This window comes from Tessaracoccus oleiagri, assembly GCF_900103275.1.
Classification (GTDB): domain Bacteria; phylum Actinomycetota; class Actinomycetes; order Propionibacteriales; family Propionibacteriaceae; genus Arachnia; species Arachnia oleiagri.
The window spans coordinates 163,293-182,869 of record NZ_FNGP01000003.1 but is presented as its reverse complement, the minus strand read 5'-3'; the positions used below and the strand labels follow the sequence as shown (position 1 = coordinate 182,869).

The window sequence follows — 19,577 nt, the reverse complement described above, 5'->3', positions numbered from 1 at the left end:
GCCAGGCGAGGGGGCAGCGTCGAGGGTTCATCGTCAGCAACCCCGGATGGGTCCCGTGCCGGGCGCGTGGGACAATCGGCGCATGCCCGTTGACCCCACGAACGACCTCTCCCGCGACGAACTCCAGCGCTACTCGCGGCAGATCATGCTCCACCAACTCGGGTCCGAGGGACAGCGACGCCTGCGCTCGGCGAAGGTGCTCGTCGTGGGCGCCGGCGGACTGGGCTCCCCGGCGCTGCTGTACCTGGCGGCCGCCGGCGTGGGCACCATCGGCATCGTCGACGACGACGTGGTGGACGCGTCCAACCTGCACCGGCAGGTCATCCACGGCACCTCCGACGTGGGCCGGCCGAAGGTGGCGTCGGCCGCCGAGACCGTGCGCGACCTCAACCCCGGCGTGGAGGTCGTCGAGCACGCGGGCCGGCTGACCAGCGCCAATGCCCTCGATGTGCTCGCGGGCTACGACCTCGTCCTGGACGGCACCGACAACTTCCCGACCCGATATCTCGTGAGCGACGCCGCCGAGATCCTCGGCCTGCCGTGCGTGTGGGGGGCGATCTTCCAGTTCGCCGGGCAGGTGGCGGTGTTCCACGCCGGCCACGGGCCCACCTACCGCGACGTCTTCCCCGAGCCGCCGGCGCCGGGCACCGTGCCGTCGTGCGCGGAGGGTGGCGTCATCGGGGTGCTGCCGGGCCTGATCGGCACCGCCATGGCGAACGAAGCGGTGAAGCTCATCACCGGCATGGGCCGCAGCCTGCTGGGCCGGCTCGTCGTCCTGGACGCCCTCGACTTCACCTGGCGCGAGCTGACCATCAAGCCCGACCCGCGGCGCGCCCCCGCCACCGAGCTCATCGACTACGAGGAGTTCTGCGGCGTGACCCGCGCGACTCCCCCGTCCGCTGACGACCCGGCCGCCGTCGACGTGGCGGAGCTCGCCTCACTGCTGCGGGCGAGGGAGCGCGGCGGGGCGGACTTCGACCTCATCGACGTACGCGAACCGGGCGAGCACGAGATCGTCAGCATCGACGGCGCCCGTCTGGTGCCGCTCGGCCGGTTCATCGCCGGCGACGTGCAGCTCGACCCGTCCCGGGACGTGGTGCTCCACTGCAAGTCCGACGTCCGGTCGCGTCAGGCCCGCGAACTCCTCGTGGCCGCCGGGCATCCGTCGGTGCGCTATGTCGCCGGGGGCGTGCTGGCGTGGGTCCGTGAGATCGAGCCGCACAAGCCCCTCTACTGAGGCTCCGGGCATGCGAAGCGGGGCGGGTGGCTTCCGTGAGGAAGCACCCGCCCCGTTCGGGCGTGTGTGGATCAGGCCTCGGCCGGCTTGTGCGCCGCGGAGTCGATCAGGATGCTGGGGCTCATCGTCGCGGAGACGGCGATCTTGCGCAGGTAGCGGCCCTTCGAGGCGGAGGGCTTGAGGCGCAGGACCTCGTCGAGCACGGCGAAGTAGTTCTCGGTGAGCTGCTGCTCGGAGAAGGAGGCCTTGCCGATGATGAACTGGAGGTTGGCGTGCCGGTCGACGCGGAACTCGATCTTGCCGCCCTTGATGTCGGAGACGGCCTTGCCGGTGTCCATGGTGACGGTGCCCGTCTTCGGGTTCGGCATCAGACCGCGGGGGCCGAGGACGCGGCCCAGGCGGCCGACCTTGCCCATCATGTCGGGGGTGGCGACGACGGCGTCGAAGTCGAGGTAGCCGCCGGCGACCTTCTCGATCAGCTCGTCGGTGCCGACCTCGTCGGCGCCCGCCGCGAGCGCGGCCTCAGCCTTGTCGCCGGAGGCGAAGACGAGGACCCTTGCCGTCTTGCCGGTGCCGTGCGGGAGGTTGACCGTGCCGCGGACCATCTGGTCCGCCTTGCGGGGGTCGACGCCGAGACGCATCGCGACGTCGATGGACTCGTCGAACTTGGCCGACGCCATCTCCTTGATGAGGCGGATGGCCTCTTCCGGGGAGTAGCTCTGCGAGCCGTCGCGCTTCTCTGCGGCGGCCGTGTAGCCCTTGCTGTGCTTCATTAGCTGGTTCCTTAGTGTTTGCGCCGGGCTCGTGACCCGGTCCACCAGTTGCTGGTACGGGAGTCACTTCCCTGCCAGCGATGTCGTGGGGATCAGTCGGTGATGGTGACGCCCATTTGGCGGGCGGTGCCTTCGACGATCTTCATGGCGGCGTCGACGTCGTTGGCGTTGAGGTCGGGGAGCTTGGTCTCCGCGATCTCGCGCACCTGCGCCTTGGTGAGCTTGCCGACCTTCTCCTTCAGCGGGCTGCCGGAGCCCTTGGAGATACCGGCGGCCTTCTTGATGAGTTCGGCGGCCGGGGGCGTCTTGGTCACGAACGTGAACGTGCGGTCCTCGTAGATCGTGATCTCGACGGGGATGACGTTGCCGCGCTGGGACTCCGTCTGGGCGTTGTACGCCTTGACGAACTCCATCATGTTGACGCCGTGCGGACCGAGCGCGGTACCGACCGGCGGCGCAGGCGTGGCAGCGCCGGCGTTCAGGGCGATCTTGACGATCGCCGACACCTTCTTCTTGGGAGGCATGGTGGGTCCTTACCTGTGAAATGAAAAATTGTTGCCGAAGAGTTTTCGGCCAACGCCCTATCTTAGACGACCTTGCTGACCTGACGGAATTCGAGGTCGACCGGGGTCTCGCGGCCGAGGATCTCGACCAGGGCCCGGAGCCGGTTCGCGTTGGCGTTGATCTCGGTGATCGTGGCGTGCACACCGGTGAAGGGGCCGTCGATCACCATGACGGAGTCGCCGACCGCGAAATCGACGACTTCGACCTTCTTCCGCTGCTTGGGCTGGACGCCGACCTGCTCGGCGGCGACCTTGGCCTTCACAGAGGGAGTAAGCATGTGCACGACCTCGTCCAGCGAGAGCGGGACCGGGGTCTGGCCCTGTCCGACGAAACCGGTCACCGACGGGGTGTGCCGCACCGCGCCCCAGGAGTCGTCGGTGAGGTCCATGCGGACGAGCACGTAGCCGGGGAGCACGCTGCGCGTCACGGTCTTGCGCGTGTTGTTGCGCACCTCGACGACCTCTTCCGTGGGGACGATGGTCTCGAAGATCTCGTGCTCCATGTTGAGGGTCTGCGCGCGCGAGTCGATGTTCTGCTTGACGCGGTTCTCCATGCCGGAGTAGGTGTGGATGACGTACCACTCGCCGTCCTTGGACTCGAGCTCGGCCCGGAGGTCCTCCAGCGCCTTCTCGAGCGCGGCGTCGGCATCGGAGCCGGCTTCTTCGTCCTCTTCGTCCTCGTCGTCGCCGCCGAGGTCGATCTCCGCCTCTTCGATGGAGGTCTCCGCGGGGGCGGTGTCGAGGCCGAGGTCGATCTCGAGGTCGTCCGCCTCGGGGGCCTCCACCTCGCCCAGGTCGATCTCGAAGTCGAACTCGTCGTTCGCGTTGTTCTCAGTCATCAGTTGTTTCCTAGGATCTGCAGCAGTGCCCAGCCGAAGGCCGCGTCAAGCAACGCCACGACGGCGATGATGAACAGCACGAAGATCAGCACTGCGGCGAAGTAACGGACCAGGGTCGGCCAGGTTGGCCAGACGACCTTCTTCAGTTCGTCGGTGCTCTGTCGGACGAAGTGCGCGGGATTCTTGGCCTTGTAGGGGTCGACGTGCTCGACCTGCGCGTCCGAGCGCTTGCGGGTCGGGGCGGCCTTCTTGACCGGGGCCTGGGCGGTCCGCCGACGGATCGGGGCCGGGCCGGCGGCCAGCGCCTCGTCGGAGGGCAGGTCCTCGTCGAGTCGCGCGATGACCTCGTCGTCGGTCTCGTCGGTTGCCATCGCGTCAGCGTCCCCGGCTGGGGTCTCCGGACCGGGAGCGTCCTGCTCCTCGGGGGTCACGTCGAGGGCGGCGTCGTCGTTCGGGGTCTCGTCCGGAGTGTCCCTGGGCGACTTTTCGCTCACGTTCCCAAGCCCTTTCGCTGACAAATAAAAGGCCCTGCGGCGATTACGCCGTAAGGCTCACAAAGTGACCTGGGCCACTTCGCAGGGCAGGAGGGACTCGAACCCCCAACCTGCGGTTTTGGAGACCGCTGCTCTGCCAGTTGAGCTACTACCCTAAGGCGGTTGGGCTGCGTACCGATCACGGGGATGACCGAGCACGGCAACTTGCTTACCGAGGGACCACTATAGCCGCTTTCGGGCGACCATCCGAAATCGCGAGGATCCGCTCATGCCAGCGACGCCAGCCAGGCTCGGTGGAGGTCCGCGTAGCGCCCCTCTCCCCCGATGAGTTCCGACGGCGCCCCGTCCTCCACGACGCGCCCGTGCTGCAGCACCAGCACCCGGTCCGCGATCGCCACCGTGGAGAGGCGGTGGGCGATGATGATGGCGGTGCGGTCGGCGAGGATCGTGTTGAGCGCGTTCTGGACCAGCCGCTCGCTCGGGATGTCGAGGGAGCTGGTGGCCTCGTCGAGGATCAGGACCGCCGGGTCGGCGAGGACCACCCGCGCGAACGCCACCAGCTGCCGCTGCCCGGCCGAGAGCCGGGAGCCGCGCTTGCCGGTGTCGGTGTCGAACCCGTCGGGCATCTCGCCGATGAACACGTCGGCGCCGACGGCGGCCGCCGCCGCCTCGATCTCCTCACGGCTCGCGTCGGGCCTCCCGAAGGCGATGTTCTCCGCGATGGTCCCGGCGAAGATGAAGTTCTCCTGGGTGAGCAGCGTCACGTGGCCGCGCAACGTCGGGGCGTCGAGGTCCCTGAGGTCGACGCCGTCGAGCGTCACGGCGCCCTCCTGCGGGTCGTAGAAGCGGGCGACGAGCTTGGCGATCGTCGTCTTGCCGGCGCCCGTGGTGCCGACGAGCGCGACGGTCTGGCCGGCGGGGATGTGCAGGGTCAGGTCGGGCAGCACGACCGTCTCATCGATGTAGCCGAACCGGACGTGGTCGAAGCGCAGTTCACCGCGGGCCACGGGCAGCGGGACGGGGCGCTCGGGGTCCGCCACTTCGGGCCGCTCCTCCATGACGCTGGAGATCTTCTCCAGGGCGGTCAGTGCGGACTGGAGCGACGAGACGAACTGGCCGATGTCCTGCATGGGGTCGAAGAACATCCGCAGGTACAGGACGAACGCCGCCATCACGCCGACCATGAGGTCACCCCGCAGCACCATGAGCCCGCCCACCAGGACCACGACCACGGTGCCGATGTGGCCGATGTACTGGATGCCGGGCATCGCGCGGGCGAACACACGCATCACGTCGATGTTCGCGTCGCGGTACTCACCCGCGACCTGCCGGAACTGGCTGCGTGAGCGCTGCTCCCGACGGAACGCCTGCACGGCCTTGATGCCGGTCATCGTCTCGATGAACTGCACGATCGTCGTGGCCGACTTCGTCCGCACCGCCCGGAAGCCGCGCGTGGACGCGCGGGTGAACCAGTGCAGCAACCAGAAGATCAGCGGGTACGTCAGGAAGGCGACGAGCGCGAGGCGCCAGTCGAGGTACAGCAGCAGGACCGTGGCTCCGACGATGGTCAGGCCCGAGGCGACCACGACGTCGAGGCCCTGCATGACGAGTTCCTGCACGGCCTCGATGTCCGAGGTCATGCGCGAGACGGCGCGGCCGGAGGTGTACCGGTCGTGGAAGCCGATGGAGAGCCGCTGGAACTGCTCGTAGAGGCGGCGGCGCAGGGAGAGCAGGATGTTGTTGCCCACCACGCCGGAGCCGCGGATGAACGCGACGCGTCCCACCGTCTGCACGACCACCGCGACGCCCATGAGGAGCAGCAGCCGCGTCAGCGACGAGCCGTCGCCGTCGGCCAGCTCGGGCATCCCGAAGTCGAGGACCTGCTGCACGAGGTACGGGATCGCCAGGCTCGCGGCCGCCTCGGCCACGACCGCGACCACCAGTCCCAGGCCCATCCACTTGTACGGCCGCACCAGCTCGACGAGGAGCTTGCGGCTGGCCGGGCGGAGGGCGACGGTGGTGTCCTGCTCCTCCGCGATCTCCTGGCGCTTCCCGCGCCACGACTCGGCGGTGTCGCTCACGGCGCCTCCTCGAGGTTGGGTTCGATCGAGTAGTCGGCCGACAACAGCTCCCGGTACTCGGGCACGGTGGCCAGGAGCTCGGAGTGGGTGCCGACGTGCGCGATGCGGCCGTCGACGAGCATGGCGACGCGGTCGGCGAGCAGCACCGTCGACGCCCGGTGCGCCACGACGATGCCCGTGACGCCCACCAGCGTCGACTTCAGCGCCTCCTCGACCTCCGCCTCCGTGTGGATGTCCAGCGCGGAGAGCGTGTCGTCGAGGACCAGGACCTTGGGGTCCACGAGGATCGCGCGGGCGAGCGCCAGCCGCTGCCGCTGCCCGCCGGAGAGGCTGAGCCCCTGCTCGCCGAGCCGCGTCTCGAGGCCCCACGGCAGGTCGTGGACGAACTCCGCGCGCGCGACCCGGACCGCCTCGGCGATCTGCTCGTCGGTGGCGTCGGGACGGCCGAGGGTGAGGTTCTCGCGCGCGGACATCGAGAACAGGATCGGGTCCTCGAAGGCGGTCCCGATCAGCGACCGCAGCTGGGCGAGGTCGAGCTCACGCACGTCCACCCCGTCGAGGAGGATCCGCCCGCCGGTCACGTCGAGCAGCCGCGGGATGAGCGCGACGAGGGTGGACTTGCCGGAACCGGTGCCGCCGACCAGTGCCACCGTCTCCCCCGGCTCGACCGTGAGGTTGAGGCCCCGGAGGGTGGGCAGGTCGGCGTCGTCGAACCGGAACTCCACGTCGACGAGCTCCAACCGCCCCCTGGGCTCCGCGATCCGACGGTCACCAGAGCGGATCGTCACCTCGGAGTCGAAGACCTCCGCGACGCGCGTCGCCGCGGACTCGGCCTCGCCGGCGAAGCTGAGCAGGAAGCCGAGCGAGCCGACCGGCCAGGCGATCGACAGCAGGAGCGTGACGAAGGCCACGACCTGGCCCAACGTCAGTACGCCGGCCGCCGCCGCGTAGGAGGCGACCCCCGCCACGAGCAGGAGCAGCGCATTGGGGAAGACCTCGAGCAGGGTCCACAGCACCGAGGCGAGGTTCATCCGTCTCACGCCGAGGTCACGCAGCCGCAGGGCCGCCTCGTCGAAGCGGCGGTACACGTAGCGCATCCGCCCGAAGGAGCGGATGACGCGGACCCCGTGCAGCGACTCCTCGGCCAGGCTCGCGATGTCGCCTGTGGAGTCCTGCACGTTCCGGGACAGCCGCGTGGCGCGCCCCACCAGGACCCGGGTCGCCACGACCACCGGCACGATGGCCACCAGCACCAGCAGCCCCAGCTGCCAGTACATGACGAGCATCACGCCCAGCACCACCACGATCTGGATGGTGTTCATGATGAGCATGAGCATCCCGAAGGACGTGAACCGGCGCAGGAGGCCGAGGTCGCTCATGATGCGGCTCAGCAACTGCCCCGATTCCCAGCGCTTGTGGAAGCCCATCTGCAGCGCCTGCAGCTTGTCGAAGAGGTCGAACCTGATGTTCGCCTCGATGACGGAGGTGACGCGCGACATCATCCAGCGCCGCAGGAAGTTGACGCCGGAGTCGACGGAGCCGGCCAGCAGGATCAGCAGCGCCACGCCCACGACACCCCAGGCGTCGCCCTCGGCGATCGGTCCGTCGACGACGTAGCCCAGCAGGATGGGGATCGCAACGGCCATCGCGACGCCGACCGGAGCGAGCGCCAAGATGAGCGCGAACTGCCTCCAGTAAGGCTTTACGTAGTGGAGGAGGCGGACCAGGGTGGGGCGCCGCCGCACACGGGGGCGGGCTGCAACAGACACGCCGCCTGAGTCTACCCTCAGTTGCCGAGCAGGCGTCCCCAGGTCATCGTGGCGACGGTGCCGGTGACGGGCAGCGAGTGCCGTCGCTGGAAGTCCTCGACCGCCTGCTTCGTCAGGGAGCCGAAGACGCCGTCGTCGGTGACCATCGAGTAGCCGGCGTGCCGGAGTTCGAGCTGCAGCGCCTTGACGAGCGGCCCGCGGTCGCCCTGGCTGAGCGTCGGCACGATGGCCTCCCAGGTGGCGCGGTCCACGTCGCCGCTCTGCTCCGGGAACTTCTTCTCGTACTGCCAGTCCGCCACCGCGTCCTGCGTCTGCCAGCCGTACCTTCCGTCGAACTGGATCGTGCGCCCCATCTGCTCGGAAAGCAGCCGCTGCAGCGTCGTGACCCTCTGGCCGGCGCTGCCCAGCGTGAGGTCGCCGAAGTCGCGGCCGGTGACGGGCAGCTTGCTGGTGTCGCCCAGCGCCGTCCTGCCCCCGACGTTGTACTGGTACAGGTTGTAGGACCGCATGATGCCGACTACCAGTTCGGTGTAGCGGGGATCGGTGGCGTAGCCGGCGGCGTGCACCTCGCGGACGAACGCGTCGGGGTTGGTGGTGTGGTCGAACGCCTTCGCGTAGCGGGTGAGCGTCGTGAGGAACAGCCCGAAGTCCTTCAGGGAGTCGCCGGTGTTGGCGTAGGTGCGGAAGCCCGAGACCTTGAGGTAGCGCACGCCGTTGCTGTCGTACTCGTAGCTGGCGACCTCGCTGCAGCCCTTCTGGTAGGGCGACGGCTTGGCGGTGCACTTGATGTTGAACAGGGTGTTCATCGGCTCCTTCGCCATCGAGGAACGCCCCCACCCGGTCTCGAGCGCGGCCATGCCGATGGTCACGGACGCCGGGATGCCGGTGTCGCGCTCGTTCTCCTGGGCGGCCTTCACCAGCGAACCGATGAAGTCGCTCTGGACGCTGGCGTGTGCCTGCGGCACCGCGAGCCCGCCGAAGCCCAGCAACGTGGCGACCACCATGGCCAACAGGACCCTGAACCGGCGCATGCACCCTCCTCGAAGTGGATTCGAGGGTGAGGCTAGCGGCCGCGCGCTCGGCGGGGATAGTCCCTCAAGTTCAGCTTTAGATCGTCGGCGACGCCGCGGCGGGCGGTCAGAGCTCGAGACCCACCAGGTTGACCTCGGGGACGAGCCGGACGCCGAGCCGCTGCTCCACCCCGTCGCGCACCTCGCGGGCGAGGGCGACGAGTTCGCCGGCGGTGGCCCCGCCGCGGTTGGTCAGCGCGAGGACGTGCTTCGTCGACAGGCCCGCGTTGCCGTGACCGTAGCCCTTGTCGAAGCCGGCGTGCTGGATCAGCCAGGCCGCGCTGGTCTTCACCAGGCCGCCCGGCGCCGGGAAGCGCGGTGCGTCGTCGGGCAGGCGCGCGGCCTCGTCCTCGGTGAGGATCGGGTTGGTGAAGAAGCTGCCGGCCGACCAGGTGTCCGGGTCCGCGTCGTTCAGCACCATCCCCTTGCCCGCGCGGATCGCCAGTACGGTGTCCCGGACCGTCGAGGACTCGACCCGCGCGCCGATCTCGACCCCGAGCCGCCGGGCCAGTTCGGCGTAGCGGACGGGCGCCGAGAGGTCGCCGAGCGTGAACTGGAACGTCACGTCGAGCACGACGTAGCGGCCGGGGTGCTCCTTGAAGACGCTGGTGCGGTAGCCGAAGCCGCAGTCCGCCGGCATGAAGGTGCGCTGCCGGTCCGCGACGCGGTCCCAGGTGCGCACGCGGTAGACGTACTCCCCCACCTCGCTGCCGTACGCGCCGACGTTCTGGATGGGCGTGGCCCCGACGCTGCCGGGGATGCCCGACAGCGACTCGATGCCCGACCACTCCTGGCCCACGGCGAACGCGACGAAGTCGTCCCAGTTCTCGCCGGCGCCGACCTTCACGACCGCGCCCCCGCAGTGACTGACGTCGCCGTCGACGCCGGTGTTGGCGACGAGGACGACCGTGCCCCGGAAGCCCTCGTCGGGGACGAGCACGTTCGACCCCCCACCCAGGACGAGGAGCGGCGTACCCTCGGCGTCGGCCTCCCGGACGAGCTCGACCAGTTCCGCGTCGGTGCGGGCCACCTCGAACCGGTCGGCCTCGCCGCCCACCCGGAGCGTGGTGTGGTCGGCGAGCCGACGGGAAGGCGTGGCGTCCACGTCGACGGGACCCCTCGTCACCCGCTCGACCTGGCAGGCCTCGACGTCCTCCACGACGTCATTCCAGTCAAGCAACGCGCACCTCGGCCTTCGCGGCGCCGAGCACCGCCTCGTCACCGCAGGTGGCCGTGATGGTCAGCTTCGCGACGCCGTCCTCGATGGAGGCGACCGTGGCGGTGTAGACCACCTCGGTGCCCTCGTCGGTGTCCGGGACGACCACGGGGCGCGTGAAGCGGACGAAGTAGCTGAGCACCCGGGCGGGATCGCCCACCCAGTCGGTCACGACGCGCAGGCCGGCGCCCATCGTCCACATGCCGTGGGCGACGACGCCGGGGAGCCCGATCGCGCGGGCGTGGCGGTCGGAGAAGTGGATCTCGTTGAAGTCCGTGGAGGCGCCGGAGTAGCGCACGACCCGGGAGCGCGTCACCGGGACCGTGAGTTCACGGGTGTCGCCGACGTTCATGCCGCCTCCTCGCGGGTGTGGATCAGGGTGGAGCGGGCGGAGCAGACGGGCTCCCCCTCGACCGTGAGCTCGACGACGATCGTCACCATGTCGAGGTTACCGCGGTTGCGGACGCGCTCGATGCCCAGCTGCGCGACCACCTGGTCGCCCGGCACGAGCGGCCGGTGGAAGTCGAACTGCTGGTCGCCGTGCATGGTCCGGTGCAGCGCCAGACCCAGCTCGGCGTCGCCGAAGAGCGCTTCCCACGCCTGCGCGGCGATGATGGCCGCGAAGGTGGGCGGGGCGACGGGCTGGTCACCGGAGTAGGCGGGGTTGTCGTCCCCCAGCGCGGCGGCGAACTCGGCGATCTTCGCCCGGCTCACCTCGTAGGGGGCCGAGGCCGGATAGCGGCGGCCGGCGTGTTCGGAGCTGATCGGCATGGGCCAAGGCTACCCCGAACGGGCCGGGACCCGGTGACGCACCGGTGGCGTTCGCTGCCCCGGGCAAAGCAAAACGACCGCCCGTGGGCGGTCGTTTCGGATGCTCTGGGTCAGCGGGTCTCGCGGTGCACCTGGTGCACGCGGCAGCGCGGGCAGAACTTCTTCAGCTCGAGCCGGTCGGGGGTGTTCCGACGGTTCTTCTTCGTGATGTAGTTGCGCTCCTTGCACTCGGTGCAGGCAAGCGTGATCTTCGGACGGACGTCCGCGCCCTTCTTGGCCATGATGTCTTCCTTTGCTCTGCGCGCCGAGGCGCTTGGTGAAAGCCTTGTTCGGTGACGAGGGCGGGACTTGAACCCGCGACACAGCGATTATGAGCCGCTTGCTCTACCGACTGAGCTACCCCGTCAGTTGACCCTTCCTGTGGGAAGGAATCGAGCCCCCATGCGGAATCGAACCGCAGACCTTCTCCTTACCATGGAGACGCTCTGCCTACTGAGCTATAGGGGCCAGCCGACGACCAAACATACACGACGCCGGAGCGAGCCAGCAAATCGGCCACCGATCAGGCGCACAGACCGGCGATCGCGGCCTCCAGCGCCACCTCGTAGAGCTGCTCGCGCTCCTGCGACGTGAGGTCGGCGGAGTGGTCCCGGAGGTGGTCCGAGACGGTGAGGCAGGCGAGCGCATCCCTGCCCTCGCGGGCGGCGGCGAAGTACAGCGCTGCCGCCTCCATCTCCACCCCGAGGGTGCCGAGGCCCTCGAGGACGGGGATGAGGTCGGTGCGCGGGTGGTAGAACTGGTCCGAGGTGAACACCGGCCCGACGTGCACCCTCCGCCCCGCTCCCCTGGCCTGGGCCACCGCACCGGCCAGCATGTCGAACGATGCCGCCAGCGACAGGGTGACGCCCGGCAGGGCCGAAGTCGCGATGCCGGAGTCCGTGTGCGCGGAGACCGCGATGATCACGTCGGCCACCGAGACGTGGTCCGGGATCCCGCCGCAGGTACCGACGCGGGCGATGCGCCGGACGCCGTACTCCCGGTAGAGCTCCGTCGCGTAGATCGACATCGACGGCACGCCCATCCCGGACGCCATGACGGTCATCGGTACGCCGTCGACCGTGCCCGTCCAGGCGCCGATGCCCCGGACCTCGGACACGAGCTGCGCATCGGCCATCCGCTGCTGGGCGATGCGGCGCGCCCGGACCGGGTCGCCGGGCATGATCACGAGCTCGGCGATCTGGCCGGGCTCCGCTGCGATGTGGGGTGTGGGCATGGGGGTCCTCTCGTCGCTTCCAAGCGTGGCACACGAAGCCCGGTTCAGGGGCCGGTTGCGCTCCGGAGCGCGCGGCGCAGCGCGCGGGCCTTGAGCTCCTTCTCGGCGTTCTCGGCGTCGGGATCGGAGTCCAGCACCACTGCGCCGCCCGCGCCGAGGGTCCAGCGCCGCCCGTCGCCGACGAGGGTGCGGATGACGATGGCGAGGTCGGCGCTGCCGTCGAAGCCCAGGTGCCCGAGCGTCCCCGAGTAGATGCCCCGCGGCCCCGCCTCCAGCTCGTCGATGAGTTCGAGGGTCCGCGGTTTGGGGGCACCGGTCATGGAGCCGCCCGGGAAGCAGGCGCGGAGGAGGTCGACGAGGTCCTTGTCGGCGCGCAGTTGCCCGCGGACGGTGGAGACGAGCTGGTGGACGGTCGCGTAGCTCTCCACCTGCATGAGCTCCGGCACGTGCACGGTTCCCGGCCGGCAGACCCGGCCGAGGTCGTTGCGGAGCAGGTCGACGATGATCAGGTTCTCGGCGCGGGTCTTCGGGTCGGCGCCGAGGTCGGCGGCGAGCCGGCGATCCTCGGCGGGGTGCGCGGCGCGGGGTGCGGTGCCCTTGATGGGACGGCTCTCCACCGTCCGGTCGCGGTCCACCCTCAGGAATCGCTCGGGGGAGGCGGAGAGCACGTCGAGGGAGTCGCCGAAGGTGCGGAACCGGAGGTGGGCGGCGTACGGGGCGGGGTTCAGGCGGCGCAGGATTCGGTAGAGCTCCCACCCGCCGGGATGGGCGTCGGCGACGAACGTGTCGGTGAGGCAGATCTCGTAGGAGTCCCCGCGTCGCAGCGCCGCCTGCGCCCGGCGGACCCTCGACTCGTACTCCCGGGCGGGCAGGCGCCAGCGGCCGGGGGCCTCGCCGAAGTCCTCGGGGACCGCCTCCGTGCCCGGCGTCCGCTCCACCAGCGCCGCCTCCAGCGCGTCCAGGAGCGCGGCCGCCTCGCCGGTGTCCCCGCCGTGGGGGTGGAGGGCGGCGAGGTGCGTCCGGCCGGTGGCGTGGTCGTGCACCAGGAAGGACTGCGGACGCAGCCAGTACGCGTCGGGCGTCTCCGCGGTGTGCCGGCCGGGCGCGACGGTGAGCGCCTTGCACTCGTAGCCGAGGTAGCCGACGTAGCCGCCGCGGAAGGGCAGGTCGGGGAGGTCGCCGACCACCGGAGTGGCCAGCTGTCGCTGCAGGTGCGTCAGGACGTCCGCCGGGACGGTGCGATCCCGGCCGCCGGCGCGGAGCCGCACGTGCCCGTCGGCGAGGCGGTAACGCACCACCTCGGCGAGACTCCCCCGGTCGGTGCCGATGATGCTGTGGCGCCCGTTGCCGGTGGCGACGGAGGCGGAGTCGAGCCAGAAGGAGGCATCGGCGTCGCGCAGCAGCCCGTGGGCCGTCGCCTCGACGTCGAGGTCCAGGTCCAGTACCCGCCACATCGCCGCGAGAGGGCCGACGGTCGATGCGTGCTCCATGGCGAGCAGTGTAGGAACGCGGGGGTGCCCACGGGAAGCAGTAGACCCCGGATCAATCCGATCCGGGGTCTGGGTGGCAGGTGTTGGATTCGAACCAACGTAGGCTGTGCCGACGGTTTTACAGACCGCTCCCTTTGGCCGCTCGGGCAACCTGCCGATTGCGCTCAGCGCGGACCAAGGCTAGCACCTGTTCTCCGGTGTCGGCAAAGCAGCCCGGAAGAGGCCGGTAGGCTGGTCCGGACCGATCATCCCCCGAAGACAGGAGCACCCCATGGCCGCTGAGAGCTCGTTCGACGTCGTGAGCAAGGTGGACCGCCAGGAGGTCGACAACGCGATCAACCAGGCGGCCAAGGAGGTCCGGCAGCGGTTCGACTTCAAGAACACCGATGCGGCCATCGCGTGGTCCGGGGAGTTCGTCGAGATGCAGGCGTCCACCGAGGATCGCGTCAACGCGGTGCTCGACGTGTTCCAGTCCAAGCTCGCGCGCCGCGGGGTGGACCTGAAGTCGCTGAAGGCCGGCGAGCCCCGCCAGTCCGGGAAGCTGTGGAAGATCACCGGAGAGATGCAGGAGGGCATCTCGCAGGAGAACGCCAAGAAGATCTCCAAGCTCATCCGCGACGAGGGCCCGAAGGGCGTGAAGGCGCAGATCCAGGGCGACGAGCTGCGCGTCAGCTCGAAGAGCCGCGACGATCTCCAGGCCGTCCAGAAGCTGATCCGCGACAAGGACTTCGACTTCGCCACCCAGTTCGTGAATTACCGCTGAGGTCGCGCGCCGCTATCCTCGTCGGCATGCGTATCGGCACCCACAACGTCAACGGAATCCGCGCGACCCTGGTCCGCGGATTCCGTGATTTCTGGGACGGTGCCGCCGCCGACGTGATCGCGGTGCAGGAGGTGCGTTGCCGCGCCGGCGACCTGCCGCTGTGGGGCTTCGACGGTTGGCACGCCACCCTCGAGCTGGGCCACCTGCCCGGGCGCAACGGCGTCGCCGTCCTGACCAAGGCGCCCCCGGTGGCGGTCCGCACGCTCCACGGCGGCGCCCTGCACCGGGTGGCGGATGGGCGCGTCGAGGAGATCAGCAGCTCCGGCGTCGGCGGCCGCGACCTGCGTCCGTTCGCGACGGAGGGTCGCTACGTGGAGGTCGACCTCGCCGACGCGCCGTTGCGCGTCGCGTCGCTCTACCTGCCCAAGGGGGCGGCGTGGCCCTACGACGGCCTCGGCGAGGAGAAGTACCGGCGCAAGATGCGCTTCCTGCGCGGCCTGCGCCGCCAGCTGCGGGAGAGCCGCCTCGACGCGCAGGCCCAGGGCCGCGAGTTCCTCGTGATGGGCGACTTCAACATCGCGCACCAGCAGCTCGACCTCAAGAACTGGCGCGGCAACCAGCGCTCAGAGGGGTTCCTGCCGGAGGAGCGCGAGTGGTTCTCCTCCATCCTCGGTCCCCGGACGCTCGTCGACGTCGTGCGCCGGCACACCGGTGACGTCAGCGGGCCCTACTCGTGGTGGAGCTGGCGGGGACAGTCGTTCACGGGCGACATCGGCTGGCGGATCGACTACCACCTCGCCTCCCCCGGCCTGGCCCGCAGCGCCACGTCGACCTGGACCGCCCGCGAGCCGCAGTACGAGCACCGCATGAGCGACCACTGCCCGGTGATCGTCGACTACGCGATCTGACTCACTCGAAGACGGACTCCTCGTCGTCGATGGGCTGGCTCAGTTCGTGGGTGTGGATCGTCCAGTAGGCGGCGCCCACGAGGATCAGCATGATCACCCACAGTCCGTTGCGGATGCCGAAGTTGAGGGCGTTGTACGCGAGCAGGACCACGGTGGCGACGATCGCGGCCCGGACGGTGCGCCGTCCGGGCGACGTCATCGGCAGGAGCACGCCGCCCCACAACAGGTACCAGGAGTGCAGGGCCGGGGCGGTGAGGGAGAACCAGAGCAGCGACCACGACACGAACCGGATCGGGCGTCGGCCGAGGTAGAGGATCGCGAACCACACCATCCCGACGACCATCACCACGACGCCGAGCTTGCGGATCACGTCGAACACCGCGGACCCCGTCGGATCCCACCCGAACGCCGTGGCCGGGTACTGCAGGACGCGGCCGAGGATGGTCACCGGCGACACCGTGTCGACCCTGCCCGGCACGTCGGTGGCGTTGATCCAGCCGAACCCGAGACCGGTCGCCCACGTGATCGCGACGAAGACGGCCACGGCGATCGCCAAGGACGTCAGGGCCCGCCCCATCGCCGCTGCGAGCGGCCGTGGCCGCCAGGAGGTCCAGGGCCGGACCATGAACGGGAGGGCGACCGCCGCCAGGAGCGCCGGCTGCTTGATCGCCGCGGCGATGCCGATGACCATCGCGCCCGCCCACCAGGAGCGGTGGCGCAGCGTGAGCCAGATGCCGAACACCATGAGTCCGGTCATCAGGGAGTCGTTGTGGGCGCCGCCGATGAAGTCGATGATGAGGATCGGGTTCAGCGTCGCGAACCAGCTGGCGCCCGACCGGGACACCCCGACGAGCCGGGCGATCCGCGGGACGAAGTAGCCGATGAGCCCCACCCCCAGCAGCGCCGGGATCCTGTGCAACAGCGCCGCCCAGACGGGGTCGAACCCCGCGAGGATGACGAGCAGGTGGCTGGTGCGCAGCGCGAGCGGGCCGTAGGGGGCGGGCGTCTCGCGCCACACCCAAGCCACCTGGTCGGCGAAGTAGCCGGGCAGGGCGCCAGGCCCGATCTGGTAGGGGTCGAGCTGGTTGTGCAGCAGCCAACCGTGGGCCACGTAGGAGTACGCGTCGTGCGAGAAGACCGGGGGGGCGACGAGCAGCGGCGAGGCGACGATGGCCAGCACGGCCCAGTTGCGCAACTGCGGGCGTCCCCGTCGGCGACGCGCCGCCGGACGCAGCCGGAACCAGGCCTCCAGCAGCGCCATGAGGCCCAGCAGGGTCAGCACCGTCCCGGTCCAGCGGACGGTGGCCAGCCCGGGGCCGGATCGCGGGAGCCAGTCCCAGATGGGCGACGCCTGGGGCAGGTACGCGGGGCTCAGCGAGCCGAGCAGGATGCACAGCGAACCGGCGAAGCCGACCCAGACGGCCCTGGATCTGGCGGCGTTGGCGAGGTCGGTCCGCCACCCGCCGTCAGCCACCGCCCTCCGTCGGCGCGAGCTCGTCCCTGCCGTGCAGCAGGTCCGCGAGCGAGTCGGCCGGGGGCACGTGGGCGCCGCCCCAGACGAGCGCGTCCGTGGGGCACTGCTCGATGCAGACGCCGCAGTACATGCACAGCGACCAGTCGATGGTGAAGGTGTCGAGCACGTTGTGGGTGCGGGGCCGCGCACCGGGTGCGGGCACCGTCTGCTCCATGTGGGACGTGAGGCGGATGCACCACGTCGGGCACTCACGGGCGCAGATCATGCAGGAGGTGCACTTCTCCTCGAGGAGGTGGATGGAGCCGTGGATCATCGTCGCCCCCTCACCCGCGTGCCCGTCGCGCTGAGCGCGATGTCCTCGGGCGTCGCCCGGGGGTCCTGCGCGACGGTGGGGTCGGGCACCCCGACGGGCAACAGCTTGCGTCGGCTGGGAGAGGCCTCGGACTCCCCCGGCTCCAGTGCGCCGGGCCACGAGACGTCGCTGCGCGGCTCCAGGAGCACGTCCTTGCGCAGGGGCGCGCCGGTGCCGTGGTGGATGAGCGGCCGGTCGTCCGCGCCCTCGAACGACACGCCGAACAGGTCGTGGACCTGGCGCTGGAGCCAGGCGGCGGCTGGGTAGAGGTCGTCGAGCTTGGGGGCCACTCCCCCGTCGCGCGGCACCAATGTCGACAGCGTCCGTCGCTCCCCGTCCTCTGGGCGCTCGAGCAGCACCAACACCCGGATCTCGTCGGAGCGCCCGATCTCGTCGACGGCGGTCAGGTGGACGAGGAACGTGAAGCCGTCGGCGAGCGCCCGCTCCGCCTCGGTGCGCAGGTCACCCATGGCGCACCGCCTCCACGACCTCCGCGAACGCTCGCGGCGGCGGCGGGCAGCCGGCGATGAAGTGGTCGACGTGGATGAGGTCGCCGACACCCTTGGAGACGGAGTAGGAGTCCCAGTACGGGCCACCCGCGATCGCGCAGGCGCCGAAGGCGACGACGACCGGCTCGCGGGGCAGGGACGCCACGGCTGCGCGCAGCGCCGGCTCCATGGGTGCGGTCAGCGTGCCGGAGAAGGTCAGCACGACGCGCGCGTCCGGCGGCACGTCGGCGACGGGTACCCCCTGCCGGCTCCCGATGGCGGCCTGGGATTCGAGGGCGCAACACGCGAGGGCGAGGTCGACGACGAACACCGAGCCATCATCGAACCAGTCCACCGCCTGCAGCATGGGAGCCAGTGTACGGCCGTCTCAGGATCCGGGGATCTCCGTGATGGTCGTCTGCTTGTCGACCACCACGAGTCGCCACTTCGACGGCTCACCCGCCACTCCGCCGCTGCTCGGGCTGATGGTCACGACCAGTTCGGCGGGGACGCTGTTGTTGTTCTTCTCGAACGCCAGGGGGGTTCGTCCGGATGCGCCGGGCGGCACGGTGACGGTCACCGCCGATGTCGGGTTCGTGACCACCACGTTGGACACGGCCTCGAAGGAGATCGTGTACGAGACCGAGGACGTCTGGGCGACCAGCGGCACCCAGGTGAGTGACCCGTCGAACTTGACCGGCCCGTTGTTGCCCGCGAAGGCGACGGAGAGTGGAATCCCCCAACCGCCGGTGGTCACATCGATTGTGCCGGTCGCCCGCTGTGACCACAGGGCCACGGCGTTTCCGCCCGCACCGCCGACCAGCACCGCGACGAAGACCACCAGCCAGACGCGGGCGAGGCTCCACCCCCTCACCGGCGGCCCTTGTCGCGACGGCGCGCCCGCACCCCGGCGACCACGGAGCCCGCGCCATAGACGATCAAACCGACGGCGACCAGCTTGAGGATGAGGCCGCGGTCCTGGCGGCCGAGCGCGTTGGCGACGAAGCCGGCGTAGGGAACGGCGTAGAGCAGCTTCCCCCGCACCTGAACCTCGCGCACGGGTGGATCGGCGACGTCGTTGTTGTCGCCCTTCAGGACGAGCAGCCGGCTCCCGTCCTGGCCCGCGGCGAAGCCGGTGACGCGGTGGGTGATGACGTCGGGCTTGCCGGACTCGATCTGGTACGTGACGACGTCACCGATCGCCAGCTCGTCGAAGGGTTGGGGCCTCACCACGAGGAAGGTGCCGGGCGGGTAGGCCGGTGCCATGGAATTGGTGAGCACGGAGTAGGTGGTGGATCCCGTGACGAACGGGACGACGACGAGCACGAGTGCGGCGAAGATGCTCGTCCAGAGCAGGAGGGCGGACGTCGCGTTGACGAGGAGGCGTGCGGGAGCGGCGCCCTCGGTGTCGGGGCGCTGACGGAGCCTGAGCATTCAGATCCCTATCTGCGTGAATTCCATCGGCACGCTGATCCGCGCGCCGAGTTGCTGGATGGACAAGGGGGCACCCTCGCGCAGCGCGAGCCGGACACAGAACGTGGTCTTGTCGCTGGTGCTCACCCTGGCGGCTGCCGTGGCCGTGTAATGAAGCCCCGGCGTGCCGCAGTCGCCCCCCGCGACTGCGGCATAGCTCACGGCGAGGTTGCGCCGGAGCTCCGCCGAGGAAGTCTCCGAGATGGAGGCCGCCCCCAAACCGGCCTCCATCTCGAAAGGGGCCGTGGCGTTCGTGGTGAGTGTCACATCCACTTTCACGAACACCGGCGACGACGGGGTGAGCACCGTGGTGGGACTCCCCAGCACCACCGCGGCGGCAGCTACTCCGCCCGGTATCTCCCTGTCGTTCAGATCCAAGCGAAAATCCGCCGCCTGAATCATGCCTGCGTCCGACGATGCGGACACCGTCCACAACGCCAACGTCCCCTGGACCCCGAACAATCCCGCGACCACCGCGGAGGCAACGACTGCAGCGAGCTGCAGGGCCTGCCGAAAACGCACTGTCTTACCCCCTGGCGCTTT

At 69.9% G+C, this 19,577-nt stretch carries 23 protein-coding genes and 4 tRNA genes; 3 read left to right on the top strand and 24 right to left on the bottom strand.

Annotated features, from left to right (window positions below; all coding sequences use genetic code 11):
* Positions 1-82: 82 nt before the first annotated feature.
* Positions 83-1,237, top strand: a complete 1,155-nt coding sequence (gene moeB / locus BLR46_RS08790; RefSeq protein WP_093251139.1) for a molybdopterin-synthase adenylyltransferase MoeB — start codon at positions 83-85, stop codon at positions 1,235-1,237.
* A 71-nt stretch (positions 1,238-1,308) separates the two neighbouring features.
* On the opposite strand, the gene rplA is transcribed toward moeB, so the two are convergent.
* The 17 genes from rplA to BLR46_RS08705 form a co-directional block, all read right to left on the bottom strand.
* Complete coding sequence (gene rplA, locus BLR46_RS08785) at positions 1,309-2,010, bottom strand: 50S ribosomal protein L1 (RefSeq protein WP_093251138.1); 702 nt, start codon at positions 2,008-2,010, stop codon at positions 1,309-1,311.
* A gap of 92 nt (positions 2,011-2,102) precedes the next feature.
* On the bottom strand, positions 2,103-2,534 hold the full coding sequence (gene rplK / locus BLR46_RS08780) for a 50S ribosomal protein L11 (RefSeq protein WP_093251136.1): 432 nt from the start codon (positions 2,532-2,534) through the stop codon (positions 2,103-2,105).
* Between the two features lie 62 nt (positions 2,535-2,596).
* Positions 2,597-3,412 carry a transcription termination/antitermination protein NusG gene (nusG, locus tag BLR46_RS08775; RefSeq protein ID WP_093251129.1) on the bottom strand — a complete coding sequence of 272 codons (816 nt, stop codon included), beginning with the start codon at positions 3,410-3,412 and terminating at the stop codon, positions 2,597-2,599.
* Complete coding sequence (gene secE, locus BLR46_RS08770) at positions 3,412-3,906, bottom strand: preprotein translocase subunit SecE (RefSeq protein ID WP_093251128.1); 495 nt, start codon at positions 3,904-3,906, stop codon at positions 3,412-3,414. The genes nusG and secE overlap by 1 nt, the downstream gene beginning before the upstream one ends.
* A gap of 82 nt (positions 3,907-3,988) precedes the next feature.
* Positions 3,989-4,061: transfer RNA gene (locus BLR46_RS08765), tRNA-Trp, on the bottom strand.
* Positions 4,062-4,172: 111 nt separating this feature from the next.
* Positions 4,173-5,987: an ABC transporter ATP-binding protein gene (locus tag BLR46_RS08760; RefSeq protein WP_093251127.1), complete on the bottom strand. Its 1,815-nt coding sequence runs from the start codon at positions 5,985-5,987 to the stop codon at positions 4,173-4,175.
* Positions 5,984-7,756, bottom strand: coding sequence for an ABC transporter ATP-binding protein (locus BLR46_RS08755; RefSeq protein ID WP_245701618.1), 1,773 nt, complete (start codon positions 7,754-7,756; stop codon positions 5,984-5,986). Before BLR46_RS08755 ends, BLR46_RS08760 begins: the two co-directional genes overlap by 4 nt.
* Positions 7,757-7,773: 17 nt before the next feature.
* The gene (locus tag BLR46_RS08750; RefSeq protein ID WP_093251126.1) at positions 7,774-8,787 is read right to left on the bottom strand and encodes a peptidoglycan-binding protein; all 1,014 of its coding nucleotides are present in this window, start codon (positions 8,785-8,787) and stop codon (positions 7,774-7,776) included.
* 106 nt (positions 8,788-8,893) lie between these two features.
* A complete protein-coding gene (locus BLR46_RS08745) occupies positions 8,894-9,952 on the bottom strand; it encodes a UDP-N-acetylmuramate dehydrogenase (RefSeq protein WP_245701652.1) in 1,059 nt (352 codons plus the stop codon).
* Positions 9,953-9,998: 46 nt separating this feature from the next.
* On the bottom strand, positions 9,999-10,394 hold the full coding sequence (locus BLR46_RS08740; protein ID WP_093251124.1) for a MaoC/PaaZ C-terminal domain-containing protein: 396 nt from the start codon (positions 10,392-10,394) through the stop codon (positions 9,999-10,001).
* A complete protein-coding gene (locus tag BLR46_RS08735) occupies positions 10,391-10,813 on the bottom strand; it encodes an FAS1-like dehydratase domain-containing protein (protein WP_093251122.1) in 423 nt (140 codons plus the stop codon). Before BLR46_RS08735 ends, BLR46_RS08740 begins: the two co-directional genes overlap by 4 nt.
* A 110-nt stretch (positions 10,814-10,923) precedes the next feature.
* Positions 10,924-11,094 (bottom strand): 50S ribosomal protein L33, encoded by a 171-nt coding sequence (rpmG, locus tag BLR46_RS08730; protein WP_093251121.1) that lies wholly within the window; start codon positions 11,092-11,094, stop codon positions 10,924-10,926.
* Between the two features lie 52 nt (positions 11,095-11,146).
* A tRNA-Met gene (locus BLR46_RS08725) sits at positions 11,147-11,219 on the bottom strand.
* Positions 11,220-11,247: 28 nt separating this feature from the next.
* Positions 11,248-11,320: transfer RNA gene (locus BLR46_RS08720), tRNA-Thr, on the bottom strand.
* A 55-nt stretch (positions 11,321-11,375) separates the two neighbouring features.
* The gene (locus tag BLR46_RS08715; RefSeq protein ID WP_093251119.1) at positions 11,376-12,086 is read right to left on the bottom strand and encodes a purine-nucleoside phosphorylase; all 711 of its coding nucleotides are present in this window, start codon (positions 12,084-12,086) and stop codon (positions 11,376-11,378) included.
* Positions 12,087-12,130: 44 nt separating this feature from the next.
* Positions 12,131-13,576 carry an aminodeoxychorismate synthase component I gene (pabB, locus tag BLR46_RS08710; RefSeq protein WP_093251118.1) on the bottom strand — a complete coding sequence of 482 codons (1,446 nt, stop codon included), beginning with the start codon at positions 13,574-13,576 and terminating at the stop codon, positions 12,131-12,133.
* A 74-nt stretch (positions 13,577-13,650) separates the two neighbouring features.
* Positions 13,651-13,732, bottom strand: a tRNA-Tyr gene (locus BLR46_RS08705).
* A gap of 115 nt (positions 13,733-13,847) precedes the next feature.
* Between BLR46_RS08705 and BLR46_RS08700 the strand changes: the two genes are divergently transcribed.
* Together BLR46_RS08700 and BLR46_RS08695 are read left to right on the top strand one after the other, a co-directional pair.
* Positions 13,848-14,339, top strand: a complete 492-nt coding sequence (locus BLR46_RS08700) for a YajQ family cyclic di-GMP-binding protein (RefSeq protein WP_093251116.1) — start codon at positions 13,848-13,850, stop codon at positions 14,337-14,339.
* A gap of 26 nt (positions 14,340-14,365) precedes the next feature.
* Positions 14,366-15,247 (top strand): exodeoxyribonuclease III, encoded by an 882-nt coding sequence (locus BLR46_RS08695; RefSeq protein ID WP_093251114.1) that lies wholly within the window; start codon positions 14,366-14,368, stop codon positions 15,245-15,247.
* Position 15,248: 1 nt separating this feature from the next.
* Here the strand turns inward: BLR46_RS08695 and mptB are convergent, their stop codons facing one another.
* The 7 genes from mptB to BLR46_RS08660 are packed head-to-tail and all read right to left on the bottom strand — an operon-like array spanning position 15,249 to position 19,436.
* Positions 15,249-16,721, bottom strand: coding sequence for a polyprenol phosphomannose-dependent alpha 1,6 mannosyltransferase MptB (gene mptB, locus BLR46_RS08690; protein WP_093251110.1), 1,473 nt, complete (start codon positions 16,719-16,721; stop codon positions 15,249-15,251).
* Positions 16,714-17,034 (bottom strand): 4Fe-4S binding protein, encoded by a 321-nt coding sequence (locus BLR46_RS08685; RefSeq protein ID WP_093251108.1) that lies wholly within the window; start codon positions 17,032-17,034, stop codon positions 16,714-16,716. The genes mptB and BLR46_RS08685 overlap by 8 nt, the downstream gene beginning before the upstream one ends.
* Positions 17,031-17,543: an NADH-quinone oxidoreductase subunit C gene (locus BLR46_RS08680; RefSeq protein WP_093251106.1), complete on the bottom strand. Its 513-nt coding sequence runs from the start codon at positions 17,541-17,543 to the stop codon at positions 17,031-17,033. The genes BLR46_RS08685 and BLR46_RS08680 overlap by 4 nt, the downstream gene beginning before the upstream one ends.
* Positions 17,536-17,928: an NADH-quinone oxidoreductase subunit B gene (locus BLR46_RS08675; protein ID WP_245701616.1), complete on the bottom strand. Its 393-nt coding sequence runs from the start codon at positions 17,926-17,928 to the stop codon at positions 17,536-17,538. The genes BLR46_RS08680 and BLR46_RS08675 overlap by 8 nt, the downstream gene beginning before the upstream one ends.
* Positions 17,929-17,949: 21 nt before the next feature.
* Positions 17,950-18,435 (bottom strand): hypothetical protein, encoded by a 486-nt coding sequence (locus BLR46_RS08670; protein WP_093251104.1) that lies wholly within the window; start codon positions 18,433-18,435, stop codon positions 17,950-17,952.
* A complete protein-coding gene (locus BLR46_RS08665; protein ID WP_093251102.1) occupies positions 18,432-18,995 on the bottom strand; it encodes a signal peptidase I in 564 nt (187 codons plus the stop codon). The genes BLR46_RS08670 and BLR46_RS08665 overlap by 4 nt, the downstream gene beginning before the upstream one ends.
* Positions 18,996-19,436: a hypothetical protein gene (locus BLR46_RS08660; protein WP_143008256.1), complete on the bottom strand. Its 441-nt coding sequence runs from the start codon at positions 19,434-19,436 to the stop codon at positions 18,996-18,998. It abuts the gene before it with no gap.
* Positions 19,437-19,577 lie beyond the last annotated feature (141 nt).

What these genes read in the sequence shown, in the direction of transcription:
- moeB (WP_093251139.1), top strand. Translation starts at nt 83, where the DNA reads ATGCCCGTTGACCCCACGAACGACCTCTCCCGCGACGAACTCCAGCGC.
- rplA (WP_093251138.1), bottom strand. Translation starts at nt 2,010, where the DNA reads ATGAAGCACAGCAAGGGCTACACGGCCGCCGCAGAGAAGCGCGACGGC.
- rplK (WP_093251136.1), bottom strand. Translation starts at nt 2,534, where the DNA reads ATGCCTCCCAAGAAGAAGGTGTCGGCGATCGTCAAGATCGCCCTGAAC.
- nusG (WP_093251129.1), bottom strand. Translation starts at nt 3,412, where the DNA reads ATGACTGAGAACAACGCGAACGACGAGTTCGACTTCGAGATCGACCTG.
- BLR46_RS08750 (WP_093251126.1), bottom strand. Translation starts at nt 8,787, where the DNA reads ATGCGCCGGTTCAGGGTCCTGTTGGCCATGGTGGTCGCCACGTTGCTG.
- BLR46_RS08740 (WP_093251124.1), bottom strand. Translation starts at nt 10,394, where the DNA reads ATGAACGTCGGCGACACCCGTGAACTCACGGTCCCGGTGACGCGCTCC.
- BLR46_RS08735 (WP_093251122.1), bottom strand. Translation starts at nt 10,813, where the DNA reads ATGCCGATCAGCTCCGAACACGCCGGCCGCCGCTATCCGGCCTCGGCC.
- rpmG (WP_093251121.1), bottom strand. Translation starts at nt 11,094, where the DNA reads ATGGCCAAGAAGGGCGCGGACGTCCGTCCGAAGATCACGCTTGCCTGC.
- BLR46_RS08715 (WP_093251119.1), bottom strand. Translation starts at nt 12,086, where the DNA reads ATGCCCACACCCCACATCGCAGCGGAGCCCGGCCAGATCGCCGAGCTC.
- pabB (WP_093251118.1), bottom strand. Translation starts at nt 13,576, where the DNA reads ATGGAGCACGCATCGACCGTCGGCCCTCTCGCGGCGATGTGGCGGGTA.
- BLR46_RS08700 (WP_093251116.1), top strand. Translation starts at nt 13,848, where the DNA reads ATGGCCGCTGAGAGCTCGTTCGACGTCGTGAGCAAGGTGGACCGCCAG.
- BLR46_RS08695 (WP_093251114.1), top strand. Translation starts at nt 14,366, where the DNA reads ATGCGTATCGGCACCCACAACGTCAACGGAATCCGCGCGACCCTGGTC.
- BLR46_RS08685 (WP_093251108.1), bottom strand. Translation starts at nt 17,034, where the DNA reads ATGATCCACGGCTCCATCCACCTCCTCGAGGAGAAGTGCACCTCCTGC.
- BLR46_RS08680 (WP_093251106.1), bottom strand. Translation starts at nt 17,543, where the DNA reads ATGGGTGACCTGCGCACCGAGGCGGAGCGGGCGCTCGCCGACGGCTTC.
- BLR46_RS08675 (WP_245701616.1), bottom strand. Translation starts at nt 17,928, where the DNA reads ATGCTGCAGGCGGTGGACTGGTTCGATGATGGCTCGGTGTTCGTCGTC.
- BLR46_RS08665 (WP_093251102.1), bottom strand. Translation starts at nt 18,995, where the DNA reads ATGCTCAGGCTCCGTCAGCGCCCCGACACCGAGGGCGCCGCTCCCGCA.
- BLR46_RS08660 (WP_143008256.1), bottom strand. Translation starts at nt 19,436, where the DNA reads ATGATTCAGGCGGCGGATTTTCGCTTGGATCTGAACGACAGGGAGATA.